Origin of the sequence: Paenibacillus roseus, assembly GCF_016424485.1 — a bacterium.
In the GTDB taxonomy this organism is placed as follows: Bacteria; Bacillota; Bacilli; order Paenibacillales; family Paenibacillaceae; genus Paenibacillus_D; species Paenibacillus_D roseus.
Map to the genome: position 1 here is coordinate 1 of NZ_JAELUP010000001.1, position 13,297 is coordinate 13,297.

General features: G+C 40.1%; 12 protein-coding genes and 1 pseudogene. 2 read left to right on the forward strand and 11 right to left on the reverse strand.

Features of this window, described 5'->3' with window-relative positions:
* The 5 genes from JFN88_RS00005 to aepX form a co-directional block, all read right to left on the reverse strand.
* Positions 1–884: hypothetical protein (locus JFN88_RS00005; RefSeq protein ID WP_199017235.1), on the reverse strand; the 884-nt coding region annotated here is incomplete at its 3' end.
* A 186-nt stretch (positions 885–1,070) separates the two neighbouring features.
* Positions 1,071–1,808 (reverse strand): YheC/YheD family protein, encoded by a 738-nt coding sequence (locus JFN88_RS00010; protein WP_199017236.1) that lies wholly within the window; start codon positions 1,806–1,808, stop codon positions 1,071–1,073.
* 16 nt (positions 1,809–1,824) lie between these two features.
* Complete coding sequence (locus JFN88_RS00015; RefSeq protein WP_199017396.1) at positions 1,825–2,934, reverse strand: 2-aminoethylphosphonate aminotransferase; 1,110 nt, start codon at positions 2,932–2,934, stop codon at positions 1,825–1,827.
* The gene (aepY, locus tag JFN88_RS00020) at positions 2,870–4,084 is read right to left on the reverse strand and encodes a phosphonopyruvate decarboxylase (protein ID WP_199017237.1); all 1,215 of its coding nucleotides are present in this window, start codon (positions 4,082–4,084) and stop codon (positions 2,870–2,872) included. The genes JFN88_RS00015 and aepY overlap by 65 nt, the downstream gene beginning before the upstream one ends.
* The gene (aepX, locus tag JFN88_RS00025; protein ID WP_199017238.1) at positions 4,078–4,980 is read right to left on the reverse strand and encodes a phosphoenolpyruvate mutase; all 903 of its coding nucleotides are present in this window, start codon (positions 4,978–4,980) and stop codon (positions 4,078–4,080) included. The genes aepY and aepX overlap by 7 nt, the downstream gene beginning before the upstream one ends.
* A 448-nt stretch (positions 4,981–5,428) precedes the next feature.
* On the opposite strand from aepX, the gene JFN88_RS00030 reads away from it, so the two are divergent.
* Together JFN88_RS00030 and JFN88_RS25050 are read left to right on the forward strand one after the other, a co-directional pair.
* Positions 5,429–6,214, forward strand: a complete 786-nt coding sequence (locus JFN88_RS00030; protein WP_199017239.1) for a hypothetical protein — start codon at positions 5,429–5,431, stop codon at positions 6,212–6,214.
* Positions 6,215–6,229: 15 nt separating this feature from the next.
* Positions 6,230–6,535: pseudogene (locus JFN88_RS25050) on the forward strand (transposase); the annotation flags it as partial.
* Between the two features lie 926 nt (positions 6,536–7,461).
* On the opposite strand, the gene JFN88_RS25055 reads toward JFN88_RS25050, so the two are convergent.
* The 6 genes from JFN88_RS25055 to JFN88_RS00065 form a co-directional block, all read right to left on the reverse strand.
* Positions 7,462–7,701 carry a hypothetical protein gene (locus JFN88_RS25055; RefSeq protein WP_199017241.1) on the reverse strand — a complete coding sequence of 80 codons (240 nt, stop codon included), beginning with the start codon at positions 7,699–7,701 and terminating at the stop codon, positions 7,462–7,464.
* 3 nt (positions 7,702–7,704) lie between these two features.
* On the reverse strand, positions 7,705–9,429 hold the full coding sequence (locus JFN88_RS00045) for an AIPR family protein (protein WP_199017242.1): 1,725 nt from the start codon (positions 9,427–9,429) through the stop codon (positions 7,705–7,707).
* A 20-nt stretch (positions 9,430–9,449) separates the two neighbouring features.
* Positions 9,450–10,385 (reverse strand): DUF4928 family protein, encoded by a 936-nt coding sequence (locus JFN88_RS00050; RefSeq protein ID WP_199017243.1) that lies wholly within the window; start codon positions 10,383–10,385, stop codon positions 9,450–9,452.
* On the reverse strand, positions 10,339–11,475 hold the full coding sequence (locus tag JFN88_RS00055) for a DNA cytosine methyltransferase (RefSeq protein WP_199017244.1): 1,137 nt from the start codon (positions 11,473–11,475) through the stop codon (positions 10,339–10,341). The genes JFN88_RS00050 and JFN88_RS00055 overlap by 47 nt, the downstream gene beginning before the upstream one ends.
* Before the next feature lie 267 nt (positions 11,476–11,742).
* Complete coding sequence (locus JFN88_RS00060; protein ID WP_199017245.1) at positions 11,743–12,018, reverse strand: hypothetical protein; 276 nt, start codon at positions 12,016–12,018, stop codon at positions 11,743–11,745.
* A 103-nt stretch (positions 12,019–12,121) separates the two neighbouring features.
* Positions 12,122–13,252, reverse strand: coding sequence for a hypothetical protein (locus JFN88_RS00065; protein WP_199017246.1), 1,131 nt, complete (start codon positions 13,250–13,252; stop codon positions 12,122–12,124).
* Positions 13,253–13,297 lie beyond the last annotated feature (45 nt).

The window sequence follows — 13,297 nt, forward strand, 5'->3', positions numbered from 1 at the left end:
ATAATTAGAGCTTTATGGGCAAACATTTTATAATCTAACTTTTCAATCATTTCTCCTTTTAAATAATTATTTTTAATTAAAAATGATAGACGGTAATCCATACTAAGCTTGTGTTCCCAAATAATATGAAAAGGTCTAATATCTAAAAAACCATTGGTTTGTTCTATATAATTAATCAAATAACTTTGAGCCTTAATTCCGAAAATTGTATTCAAAGGGTCAAGATTATAAAAAGAAGATAGTTTTATGTTATACGGGATAGATAAGTAGTAACCTTTTACTTCTTCTACAAAAAGATCCATATTAAAGCTGTAAGTAGCCGTTGGATCAACATGAATGACATAGATATAACTCTGCCAATCCTCAACATGATCAGGTACGGCTTGAAAAGCTTGCAAGAGATTTTCCGAAGAAATACTAAGTTCTGAATATGTACTTTTATTTGTGTATCCTCTCATAATATAACCATCTTGCTCCGTTAATTGACCCGTTATCAAACTATCGTGAATGAAATGATTTTTCTTAAAGGCCCTTTTTTCTGCAATATAGTATTCATCGAGAAACAAATATACACAGTAGCCTAAAGATAATGCTGAATCAACAAAAGAACCAATACTTTTAAAACCTGTCGATGCAATGTTTCTACTGATTCTTTGAACCCTCAAAAAGGGGTGTTGATGCTGAACAAAAATATATCCGCAAAAGTCAAAATGCAATTCCGTGTCAGCTCGATTACATTTAAGTTGGATATAATGATTACAAAACCAGTTATCAAAGTGTTTGTGGCTTGACATTATGGAAAGCGGATAAGCGTGGTGCTGGTATCCTTTAATAATAGGCTCTTTAATAATAGGCTCCTTGATCCATTCATTATTTTTTATCATAGTATTGCTCCTCATGCTGCCGAATAGACAACTATTTCATGTAATAAGGAATATAATAAATATATCATATGAAAATGGTATTTCAAGAACTGTTTTACAGCTAAAGTTTTGCTGACACCACCAACAGGACAGCATAAAAAATCAAAACCCTCCAAATCAATGGAGGGTTAAATTGGTAGTGGGCGATTAGGTTGTGCGCTTGAAACTCATGATTCTGCGAATGGTTTTTTGGGCGCCAAGTTTGCGGAAATGGGACATGGACGGGTGTTTGTTTGCTTCAATAATCCATATAAAACCTTTATTATCAATTCCTACATCCAATCCGTAAATTCGCTGTTTGGGATAAAGACTTCTCAAACAATGCGCTGAATATACCGCAACCGTATTTAATTCTGAGACCAGTCCTTTCTTAAAACGGTTTTCAATTGACGATTTTTGAATGGCTTTGGAAAACGGGAGAGCGCTCCCGCCACTTCTCGTCAGATTTGTCACAATATATCCTTTCCCTGCCAATTTAGCGAGTTTTCCAGTCACTTCCCACTTATTAGATTGGGCTTTCCTTTGAACGATTACCCTAACGTCAAACGGTTGTCGATTCACCGTTGCTAGACGGATCCTGCGCTGGACAATGTAATTTTCGCTGCTTATTCTTCTCATAACGGCTTGTTTAGCATTCGTTAATCCAAGAACAGATATCTGTTTATTTTCATGATGAATGGTATAGCGGCCATTCCCTGAGTAAAAGACCCGGATGACATTTCGTCCGCGGCTGCCTCCATTTGGTTTTACAACGATATCCCCGTATTTATCCAGGAGTCTGCGGAACTGTCTCTCATTAAAGCGAGCTGTTTCAGGCAAATAGGGAGCTAACTTTGACCATTTTGTCATCCATTTGTATTTTACTAGTTTGTTTGCATGCGCCATCTTTATTATCCCTCTTTCACTGAGTATAACGAATTTGTTTGAGGTATTCCTCGAACAAATTCAAAAATTTCTCAATATCCTTATTTGTGATGTCTCCGATATTGGCAATTCTGAATGTTTTCAGGCCCGTCAGTTTTCCCGGGTAAATTGTATAACCTTGGCTATATAGAAAGTCATGCATTTCTGTAAAATCGTATCTGCTGCAGACAGGCTCCTTGAAAGAGGTGATTAGTTTGGAATGGGAACTTTCAGGTACAAGATACTTTAAACCGAACTTATTAAAACCATTGGTCAATGTTTCCCATGATCGTACATAGCGGGCATATCTTCTTTCTATCGTTTCGGCTTCCAATTCGTGGATCGCCTGTTTTAATGCATAAAAGGTTTGAACGGGAGGGGTGAAGCGCATTTGACCCGTATTAGAGAAGTAGTCATATTGAGCAAATAAGTTTAAATAATAATTTCTCGGCTTTATCTTGTGAAAAGCTTTTAGCTTTTCTATGTTTGCGATGACAAAGGAAATCCCTGGCATACCCTGAAGATTTTTATTAGAACTGGCGGCCAGGTGCGATATATTCATGTCTTTCATGTTAATCGGTATTGCCGCATAAGAGCTCATTGCGTCCACGATCAAATCTATGCCATACTTTTTGCATAGTTTGCCTATTGAGGTGATATCATTCAACAACCCGGTTGTTGTTTCATGATGAACCACAGCAAGATGAGAGCACGTAAAAGCAGACTTATTTATGCAATTTTCCAATTCTTCCATATCGATTGGTTCTGTAAGGGAACTGTGAAACTCGATATATTTCAAGCTATAAGCATCAGCAATTTCGCACATTCGTTTCCCGTAAGCGCCATTATTAATAATGATGACGCCTTGGTCAACGGCTGAACTTATGATGGATTCTACAGCCGCCGTTCCAGAGCCGCCGAATAAAACTGTCGTATACGATGCAGGGTCGGCAATAAAACAAGTTAGCTTTTCCGATACGAACTCCATAACATTTCCGAAATCTTTTTCACGAGGACAAATGTCAGGGACTACTTGCGCAACTTTAACACTTTTCGTCGTTGTAGCCGGTCCCGGATTGAGCAAAATGTTTCTTGCTATGCTTTTCAGTGAGTATCACCTCAGTGGTTGCATTTTTTATATTTTGACGAAGCCGTTCCTTGACTTCATAAGGCTTGATTTTAGGGCGTCCTGTTAGTTCGGAGGCTTTTCTGGATATGTTCATATATAAAAAAGTATGCGTTTGATTGAACTTCCAAGCCGTGATCTCTTCTTTTAATTCTTGCAGATTGTGGACGTAAATGGATCTTGCATAACCGCAAGAAGCCGCGATATTTATGAAGTCCATATTATGGGATACCGTATTTTGTCCTCCTGTAGAGTCATGAACATGGTTATCAAGCAAAATATGCAGCATATTGTTCGGATGGTAATACCCATTTGTCGCCAAACTCCCCATGCGCATTAACAATGACCCGTCTCCGTCGATAACAATGATGTTTTTTTGGGGCTGTGACATGGCCAATCCAAGACCGAGCGAACCGACACATCCCATGGAACCAACCATATACAAATTGCATGCTGCATCCTCGATTTCATACAATTCCCGTCCCGTCATTCCGGTGGTGGCCAATTGAACGGTATTTTGATCACGTAGAGCATTTATTGTTGCAAGCGCCTCATAACGACTAGGGCTCTGATCATCATGACGCTTTGTTTTTTTTTCATAATTCTGACTTACGGATTGTGTCTGGTTTTTTAAAGCTTCACTATCAAATGTTCCTTTTCTGACAACAAAAAAATAAGATTTCTGATTGTCTATAGCTTCATTTGCTCGAACTAGCTGTTCCCTTGCTTCATGGATATTCTCTGAAAGATATTCCCAACCGATTTGCATGAGCTCCAGCATTTGCGTAGTAATCTTTCCCATAAGCTCATGCTGCGGTTCATCGGGAATGCCAGGCTCTCCTCTTAAGCTTACAAAACCAAGAATTGGAATGCGAAACGAATAATTTAGTGAGGTCAGAGGTGAAACCGCATTGGTAAGGCCGGAGTTTTGCATTAAAACTACAGATTTTTTTCCACCTAAATAGGCGCCCGAAGCGATGGCGACTGCGTCTCCTTCATTAGCTGCAGCAACATACTCAAGTTCATTAATTGCATAATTGATCAAACTTTTCAAAAAACTGCAAGGGACTCCACTATAAAAAGTAAAGCCCTGTTTCCTTAATTCCTCGCCAAAAATTTTGGTACTTAACATTGTCCATTACCCGATTTATTACCGGACGGAGGCAAGTATTTTTTTTCAGCCAGTTGTAATTCATCGACTCTTTGTAATCGGAACACTTCTTCTAAGGAAGCAATGTTTTTTTCAACATGGATAAGGCTCTGCTCCCTGAAAATCTGGCTAGTAACGTTTTTCATAGCAAGAATGGCTGTACGCAAATTATGATTTGCCCAAATAATGAGGTTCACGCCTAAATCTGCGAAAAATTGTGTTGGGGTTGTATAATACTTAGTGGGCACAATCACTACAGGATGTCTTCCGGCCCACTCTTTCATGAACAATTCAATTTCCGAGGCGTCTTTTTGATTACTGTGTATCAGTATGGCATCTGCACCAGCCGAGCGATAGGCTTCCGCACGCAACAATGCTTCCTTAATTCCCCAACCCGCAATAAAAGCTTCAACTCTGGCAACAACGCTAAACATATCATCCTGTTGGGCATCCTTCATCGCTTTGATTTTTCCGCAAAACTCGTCTATATTAGCCAACGGTTGGGAAGTGCTGTTGATAAACGAATTCGTCTTCGGAAATAATTTGTCTTCAATGCATACTCCGGCTATGTCCCGCTGTTCCAATTTCCTTACTAATCGCCTGGCATTGTTGAAATTGCCGTAACCAGTGTCCCCGTCAAGCAAAATCGGAATGGATGTAGCGTCATTCATAAATTCCAACTGATCGAGCACTTGAGTCCATGAAAGTTCATTGTTATCCCTGACTCCCATTGAGGCAGATAATGATAATCCGCTTGCCCAAATCCCTTTAAAACCAGCTTCCTCTACGATGGCTGCCGATAAACCGTTATGAGCTTCCATGAGAAAATGTGTCTGCGGTGAATGGATTAAATCTCTTAATTGTCCAGTTCTTTTCATTGGCGACATCTCCATAATTTGTTTATTCGTTATTTATATGGATAAAATAGTCATTTGGGAAGGGATAAATGAGCCCAAAATGCCAACGAGTTTTTCTGACGTTAGGAATGTCTGAAGAAATATTGTTCAGGATGTCCTACGACACTTCAATTTTGCGCACAACCTGGGCAAAGAAAAAAGCCGCCCGAAGGCGGCTTTTTATCAAAATATAAAAGGCTCAAAACCAAAATTAGTGGTTGCCCTCTAGAAGGAGGGAACGCTGCGTGGCAGAGAATTCTTCCGATCGCTGTCAAAGCCCGATTCCTTGATTTGATGCAGGTTAGCAGGGGAATCGGGATTTAAAGCATTCCTGTATTCCCTTAATTTTGGACTTTGAAATAAATCGAGCACCCCTTTAAGATGAAGGTGTCGTCCAAAACCCCATACATCTAAGGAAGGTGCTCTTACTATGAAGTTTAAACAATCTATCCAGCAAAATCAACGTATTGAACGGATCACTTCCGACCATCTCATTATTGGCATTGACATTGCTAAATTTACTCATGTCGCCCGTGCCACAGATTATCGCGGGATTGAGCAAGGTAGTTATCTGGCTTTCTCCAATGACTTGGCTGGCTTTGAGCGGTTGCATCAGTGGATGCAATCCCTTAGGAGTCTTTGCCATAAATCCAACGCTCTTGTCATTGCTGACATGATCAAGAATGGCTATTATACGGAAGCCAATTTGCAATCCGAGCCTTATTGCGCCCTCAGGCAACTTGTGACCACCCGAGAGTTTATAAACAAACAAATGTCTGCTGTCGTTAATCAGTTACATCGTTGGACGGACATCTATTTCCCGGAATTTCGAAGTGTGTTCAAGGACATCACCAAAAAAACAGCGTTAGCGACATTAGCCCAGTTTCCCCATCCTTCTCAGCTATGTCATCTGACCGAAGATGAGGTGATTGCGGGATGGAAAAAAGACATGAAGCGAGCAGGAAGCCGTCAAGTGGCTCGGGATCTGATTCAGGCAGCCAAGCACACCGCCGCGATTCCTGGGATTGTGAAAGAGGCCACCCTCAGTCTGGCGTTGCTTCTACAACAGTACCAATTATTTCGCACCCAGCTTGATCAGCTGGAGCACGAGTTGTCCCAGCATGTGGCAGCTATTCCGGCTTCAAAAGTGTTACGTACAATCAAAGGGTTTCACGACGTCACGTTAGCGATCGTATACAGTGAAGCTGGCGATTGAAGTACGTTTGCTCACGGTAACCCGTTACTTCGTTTGGCTGGTTTATACCTGTCTGAGAATCGTTCTGGTACGTACCGAGGAGAGACGAAAATCACCAAACGAGGCCGGCCTGGATTACGGAAAATTCTCTATCTGACTGTATTTAACATGGTGGCCTTGCATCCGGAATTCCGAGCACTTCATCAGCACAATAAACACGTGAAAAAAATGAACGGCATGAAGTCGATTATGAAGCTATGCGGTAAATTGGCCCGTATGCTTGTCGCGATGGCTAGGAGCCAGTGTGAATACGATAGCCATAAAATAATGACGGGAGCCTAATCAACAGAATCGGTCCCGCTTTGCCAGTTGGCTCATTCGCAGGATAACAAGAAGCATAAAGAAACGACAATGGTCGCCTAAAGGGCGCTCAGACTCGTTTTTAAAGCATGGTCGAACTCCAACTCCTTGGATAGGTGTGACGAAGGAATGAAAGGGCATGGACCCGTTGAGACATGGGAGGGCAAATCTCAAGGATAACGCTGGAGTATGCGAATACAGGAAAATGGTGGGGAATCTTTCGTTTCCTTTATTTCGTGTTGCCCATGTCAAAAACGGAGTCCCCTGCTTTCCCCTCGTTTCCCTCATTTGTAGATGTAACGAATGAAATCCTGCGAATGAGCGAGCTAGAGCAAGAAAATTGAAACAAAAGGAGGGAGGCGACCACGTTCGTTTCTCCAGAATTCCTCTGCCCCTTCGCTGCTCTCTCCTCTATGTCAACCACTAATATATTTCTCCGCGAAACGAAGTTTTTGCCCGTCAAAGGACGGCAAAGCCGTTTACGCTTGTAAAATAAAAAAAGGCATATCTGCCGTTTATCTGTGTTGTTTGGTGGAGCCAAGGATGGATTGGACCTCTGACCTCATCGCTGCCAGCGATGCGCTCTCCCGTCGTGGTCGGTTTCACAGCCCCAAAAACGGGGCAATCGACCCATCGCCGCAAACAATGCGAACATGCTCTTGAGATACTTTTAAATCGTATATGTTGATCTTCCTTGTATCAAGCGCTAATATCTACTCACATAAAAATCCTTTTCAGCGCTTTTTGGGAAAGAGATGCTCCAGCCTCTCCTTCAGGAAAGGCAATTTTGTTTTCTTGGTTTCGCACTCCCACACAATTATGACGCGCCACCTCATAGTCTCAAGTTCAGCTTTGTTGTCTGATCCCGTCTTAGTGTCCGATCAAGCTTTTTTTCCCAATAGTCAGAGTTAGACTTTGGCCGAATTTGCGCATGTCTGCATGTGGGACAACCATGCCAGAAACACCCATGAATAAAAATAACAGGATAGAACAATGTCTGGCTTGCCGGGTAGGTCATTTCGCTGTAACCGAAAACGATAGCCCATGCTATGGAATAACTTTCTGACTCGGATTTCGGGTACTGTGTCTTTACTACGAACCATGGACATTATTTCGCTTCGCTTCTGAGGATCAAAAACGTCAGCCATATTTCACTGCTCGCTATACACTAAAAAATCTAATTCCAATTTACTTTTCAGTGTAGTAATTAATTCTGTACTCTTTGCTACTCTATCAGTTCCACCTAATTCAGTATACATCTTAAAAATTTCTGTAGCAGTTTCTACGATGAATTCTTCCGAAACACAATCTGGTCGTAACGGAATAACATCTTTTGAAGTTACTTTAATCTTTTTTGATAACTTCGCAAATAATGTATAAAGTACATAGAACTTAATATCTGAGGCTTGCGTTGTTGTGTAATCACACTTTGTTTTTAAAATATTTTCAACGAGTTTTCCCACGTATGCTATATGATAAAATACATCTAAATCTTGATCAGACTTATATAGAGTATCGTAACGATCATCATCTGCTAAAAGAGTAGAGGGTCGTGCTCTAGAATCATTCGGACTTTGTAATAAAACCGCTATGAGACACTGAGACAAGAATGGCAAGCTAACTATTTGAGCCGGCTTTTTTCCATTGTTTTTATAGTAATTTTTCCTTCGATCATAATACAAATCTTTTCCCTTAAAATACATTTCTATTTGTCTATGGATTGTATCCGTAGCTCGCAAAGAAGATTTCTGAATAGGTGTTTGATTGTTAGTAGCAAATATTATCTTGTCTCTGGAATCCTCCGTTGTTGGTACAATAACTCTAACAAGAAGATCACGAGATTCAATTTCAAGACGCTCTGGATACTTTGTGAAATAGTTATAAATTTCTGTTGAAGTCTGTAGCCCATTAACTATTTCAGGATCATTTAAAACCAATGTTTTACCTGTAACAAGAGTCGCATTTGAAGCAATAATAGTTGCACCATTATTTAACCACCAAAAATTCTCATTAACTGAATTCTCCAGTGTATCATTTATATCTTTGTTAACTTGTACGTTTCCCTGATAATCTCGTACATTTGCTTCGAAAATATGCCTAATAAGTTCATTATTTTCATTAACCATAAATTTATAATATTCCGCAAGATTAACCAAGGCTACAAATACTTTTGATGAAGCATTTGTTATAGGGTTTTCCGATAATACAAGGGTAAACTCGTTATCTATAATCTTATTAGCAAGCTCATACAATCTATTTGCGCCTATAAAATTCACATTTATCGAAGTCGACGGATTTGGAAAAAGCTCCTTAATCATTAAACACAATTCTTCGGCTTGTTTTTGAACATTTGAATGTACTTCACTTCCTTTAGTGACATAGCAAAATCGAATGCTCACTTTGGGACTTTTCCGTACCAGTCCAATATATACTTTGCGAAAAAGTTCAAATAATGATCGCACTTTAGAATTATATCTATCTTTAAATATATCCATATTCTTATCCATATCAAATAGATTAGAACAGGTGGTTTTCCATTTCATTAGAGCGTCTTCACGAAAAGAAACAGTGTTCTTAGTCTGAAATATATATATATCTAAATTAGATCCTTTTTTTATGTTCTCAAAAGTGCTTGCATTTTCATCTAGTAATGATCCATCTGCAAATAAAAAAATGCCATCGCATCCCCCGTCCAAAGTCGCGTCACACAAGCCATTTTCAATTTCTTCATCGCTTAAATCATATTCTTTTAACACCTGAGATACCGCGAAAAACTCGAAAAAATCATCTTCACGAGAATAATGCGGATTTTCTTCATGTTCCTGCTTTATATATGCGTTTAGAAGCACCTGTGTATTTGTTAACCCATTTCCCATCCAACATTACCTCCTTTGTGTCACTTCGCTTCAAATTCGATTCGTAAACTGGGATCGGTTTCCTTGTCATCAATAATAGCATTATATTTCACGATGATGTCAGCAAGCTTAGCATTTCTCGCCGAGCCGTCAAACATACTGTGTTCATTAACATTAGTAGAGAGAAATTGCTGAATGTCCCATACTTCAATACGTCCACTTAAGCCTGAATCTGCAGCAAGATCGAGAGCAGTACGGACACGATCGAATATAGTAATGATTACCGGGAGACACCCCGCTCGGATATTCATTTTGCATTTCTGAATAAGCGGTTCCCCGGGTGCAGTAGTACAGTGCAGAATCGTATCATTAATTACAAAATCTCCGCTGCGATCAGTAGGAGAATCTGCAACTGAAGCGCCATGAATTTCAAACCCATTGACAGGCATAATAATGAATAGCTTTGCACCAACAAGATGCTGAAGCATCGTACCTAAATATTGCGTTCCTGGATTTTCCTTTTGTCTCTTTTTAGCTTGTTCAAACAACTCATCTAAACTCGCAGCAATGGTTCGAGACGGGTCAGCAGTTAGCGTAAAAGGCTGATTGTTAAAATAACCGCGCACCTGATCGGCCCAAAAGCTTTCTATTTCGTCAAAACTTACTTCCTCAACTGTACGCCATTGATTAAGAAATTCCACATATCTGAACATAAGTCCCATATTGCCGCGGCTGGTGCGTCCGCCTTCTGACGCCAAAGTTCGAGTAATACCATGTTCTTTAAGAATCTTTTTCAAATTGGAGCCACCAAGCCCTGCAACTTGTCCCATATTTTCCGTCAAAAAGTCATTTGGATCAAGTGGGAAAGCCATTCCTCGAACCATTCGAGTTAACTGGATTAATAAGGATAATGGTCCTTTCGTAAATGCATTATGCTCCTGTTGAAACTCTATTAAGCGATTGTTCGAGCCGCTCATTATATATAACCTCCGCCAGTTTTATCAAAAAGGACTCGCCGACAAACGAAGCGACAGGAAGCGCTACCGCGTCTCCCATAGCTTTATAGCCGTCGTTGTTGGTACCGGGGAGAATGTAGCTGTCCGGCGCGCCCATTAGTCGAGCGGCTTCTCGTGGAGACAACAATCTTGCGTGTATTTCCCCATCTTTTTTAACAATCAAAAATTGCTTGCTACTACCGCCCTCTGGTGTTCGAAGACAACCGGCTACTCCATCAAAACGGAGTTCTAAACATTGCTTAGCGTGTCTAATACGACGGTAGCCTGTTGCAATGATCTCATTAAACTCATCAAGCTTTGCCTGATGATGAGCAGGTATAAGCCTCAATACATCGTCTTTATCGTAGGGAAGATTAAAGTCAATGACATCAACAAGGTTTTGTTTACGCTTTGACGGCTTGTCAGTGCGCCACCATATCCAATCAGGTAATGTGCGGCCTAGTCCAGCAGCGGCTTTGTTATGTAACCAGTTAGGGCCTGAGTCACATAATTCAGGAGGTATAGATATTCCTTGTTTCACAGCAATAACAAAAACCCTCGGTCTGGACTGTGGAACAAAAAGTGATGCGTCAAGCAGAATAGCGCCACTTCTATAACCTAGTTCAGAAAGAGCATGATGAAGCTTAATATAGTTTGCTCCAGAATTTGTCGATAACAACCCCGTAACGTTTTCAATTAATAAAAGAGCCGGTCTTTCCGGCATTTCCTGTAGTATACGAAGCCATTCCCAAACCAAACCGCTACGCTCTGCGTCAATCCCACCTAAAGAACCCGCCAGAGATAAATCTTGGCACGGAAAACTTGCCCAAGATAAGTGCGCATAAGGTATCTTCTCACCTGATATATTTTTAATATCGTCTAGTACAAAATGTTTGCTCATGAAATTTTTTTCATATGCAGCAGCTTTTTTAGAACTTACGTCATTTGACCAAACAGGGCGAAACATCCCTTTCAAACCGTAAGCAACTAAACCGCTTCCTGCAAAAAATTCATGCATCGCCCACGGCGCAGACGCCAAATTAACTTTTCCTTCCTTTATAACCTGTTGCATGCGTTTCCCTCCATTCAATTATTATATGTTAGAAGACTAGTACGACACAATAACCCTTCTTCTGTTAGGTTTTATTTGAGTTGACACATAACCAAAGATGCTTACTTAAATAAACTACGAGTGTCAATCTACTTCTTAACATTATACCAAACATACATTCCCTTTTGTGCGTTTTTATCAATAAAAAATGCCCCAGCAAAGCGTGGGGCGGGAGGCGCAAATGTTATGACTTCTTATACACTGGACTACTTGCTACAGAGCTATGAGTCAGCATTTTGCCGTACCAATCTTTATCCATTTTTTTACATCCTCAATCCATTCCGCGATAAGATCATCGCGAAGCGCCCGTAAGCTCTGAATTTCTTCACGGATTTGCCACCGCGGCTCTGGTGACGTATCCGCTCTGCCATGCTCCACGCCTAGCTTGCAGTGGCGTCTCATAATAGACACAGCATTTGCGTCTGCGTATCGTCGTTCAAGACCGACGAGAGGACTACGATAAGATTCACGTACATCATAGCAAGTTTGAGCAACAGCCGTCATATGAAAACCTCCCAATCAACAAGTTGTTGTTTGTTATAACTTAGTTGGAAGGATTTCTCAAGCCCGTTAACGTTCGGGGAGTTGCTCTTTGGACTCAAGATCACTACTCCTTGCTTACAATAACTCCCGTCATGAGGAATGGTCTGATCGGGTAAATTTTTTTAGTTTGTTCGATAAACGCCAAGACACCTTCATAGTTATCTTTTTTATAGCGCCTATACTGCAATAGTCCATCATTATGAATCGACTCATCAAGAATAAATCTACCGATATAATTTTGGTGCTTGTCTCGAACCAGTATGTCATCATAATCAGAATTCATTGAGTTTACTTCCTCGTTACTTCTGACGAGTAAAACTCTCAATATCTCAGGTAACTCATCAATCGAATCCACTGCTTCAACATATACTACAGTAAAGCTACTGTCAGGTGCGTCCTTTACCGTTTGAACATGAAACTTTAGGTCATGAGTTCGTCCATGAATAAATGCATCCAATTTAATATCTTGGCTTATCGCTTCTAATAATAAAATGATCTCTTTACCTACAAAATCAAAGACTTCTTTAGTTATGGTTAGGATGTCTTGCTGGGCAAATTGGTTTCCTTTTTTATAAAAGGCATCAATCTTGGACGTCATACCGTCACCAAATAGTTCCCGTGACAAAATAAGCTTAGTATCACTGATATGTTTAATTCGATTATTAAACTCTGTCATATATGCAAACTCAATACTGTTTTGGATTCGTAATAACACCGTAAGCGTATTTGAAAATACCTGCACATATGAAGCATTACTCAAAACATGAATGATCTTGTTAAAATCAACCCTCTCTATGTTCAACCCTTGGTTAGCTAGTAGTGCTGAATTAACTATTTGAGCCGCAGAGTCCATGGCATTTCGTAAATACTGGAAGAAGTCTTTTATGTACTTATCGATAAGAAATGGATAATCAACAGGTATACCGAACATATCCATTTTAAACTGCGGTAAGCCTTCATAAGAAATACCAACCGAACCGGTACCTTTTTCAGCAAGTAGTTGCTGAATTTCCTTATTTATTTCATCTTGCCATCCTCTGTGCTCATCTTCCATTTTTGAATTTATCGATTCAATGACATGACAACAGTATCCGGCAGTAACTATATTTTTTTGCGTGTTAACTACAAACTGCCAAGCATCGAGTACGTAGTGTTCCACTAAGTATTTCTTGAATTCATCAGAAAAATAATTCATAAATTCACTCCTTTTATGAATTCTCCAGATATAGTATAACAAAAA

What these genes read in the sequence shown, in the direction of transcription:
- JFN88_RS00010 (WP_199017236.1), bottom strand. Translation starts at nt 1,808, where the DNA reads ATGGCGCATGCAAACAAACTAGTAAAATACAAATGGATGACAAAATGG.
- aepY (WP_199017237.1), bottom strand. Translation starts at nt 4,084, where the DNA reads ATGTTAAGTACCAAAATTTTTGGCGAGGAATTAAGGAAACAGGGCTTT.
- aepX (WP_199017238.1), bottom strand. Translation starts at nt 4,980, where the DNA reads ATGAAAAGAACTGGACAATTAAGAGATTTAATCCATTCACCGCAGACA.
- JFN88_RS00030 (WP_199017239.1), top strand. Translation starts at nt 5,429, where the DNA reads ATGAAGTTTAAACAATCTATCCAGCAAAATCAACGTATTGAACGGATC.
- JFN88_RS25055 (WP_199017241.1), bottom strand. Translation starts at nt 7,701, where the DNA reads ATGGCTGACGTTTTTGATCCTCAGAAGCGAAGCGAAATAATGTCCATG.
- JFN88_RS00045 (WP_199017242.1), bottom strand. Translation starts at nt 9,429, where the DNA reads ATGGGAAATGGGTTAACAAATACACAGGTGCTTCTAAACGCATATATA.
- JFN88_RS00050 (WP_199017243.1), bottom strand. Translation starts at nt 10,385, where the DNA reads ATGAGCGGCTCGAACAATCGCTTAATAGAGTTTCAACAGGAGCATAAT.
- JFN88_RS00055 (WP_199017244.1), bottom strand. Translation starts at nt 11,475, where the DNA reads ATGCAACAGGTTATAAAGGAAGGAAAAGTTAATTTGGCGTCTGCGCCG.
- JFN88_RS00060 (WP_199017245.1), bottom strand. Translation starts at nt 12,018, where the DNA reads ATGACGGCTGTTGCTCAAACTTGCTATGATGTACGTGAATCTTATCGT.
- JFN88_RS00065 (WP_199017246.1), bottom strand. Translation starts at nt 13,252, where the DNA reads ATGAATTATTTTTCTGATGAATTCAAGAAATACTTAGTGGAACACTAC.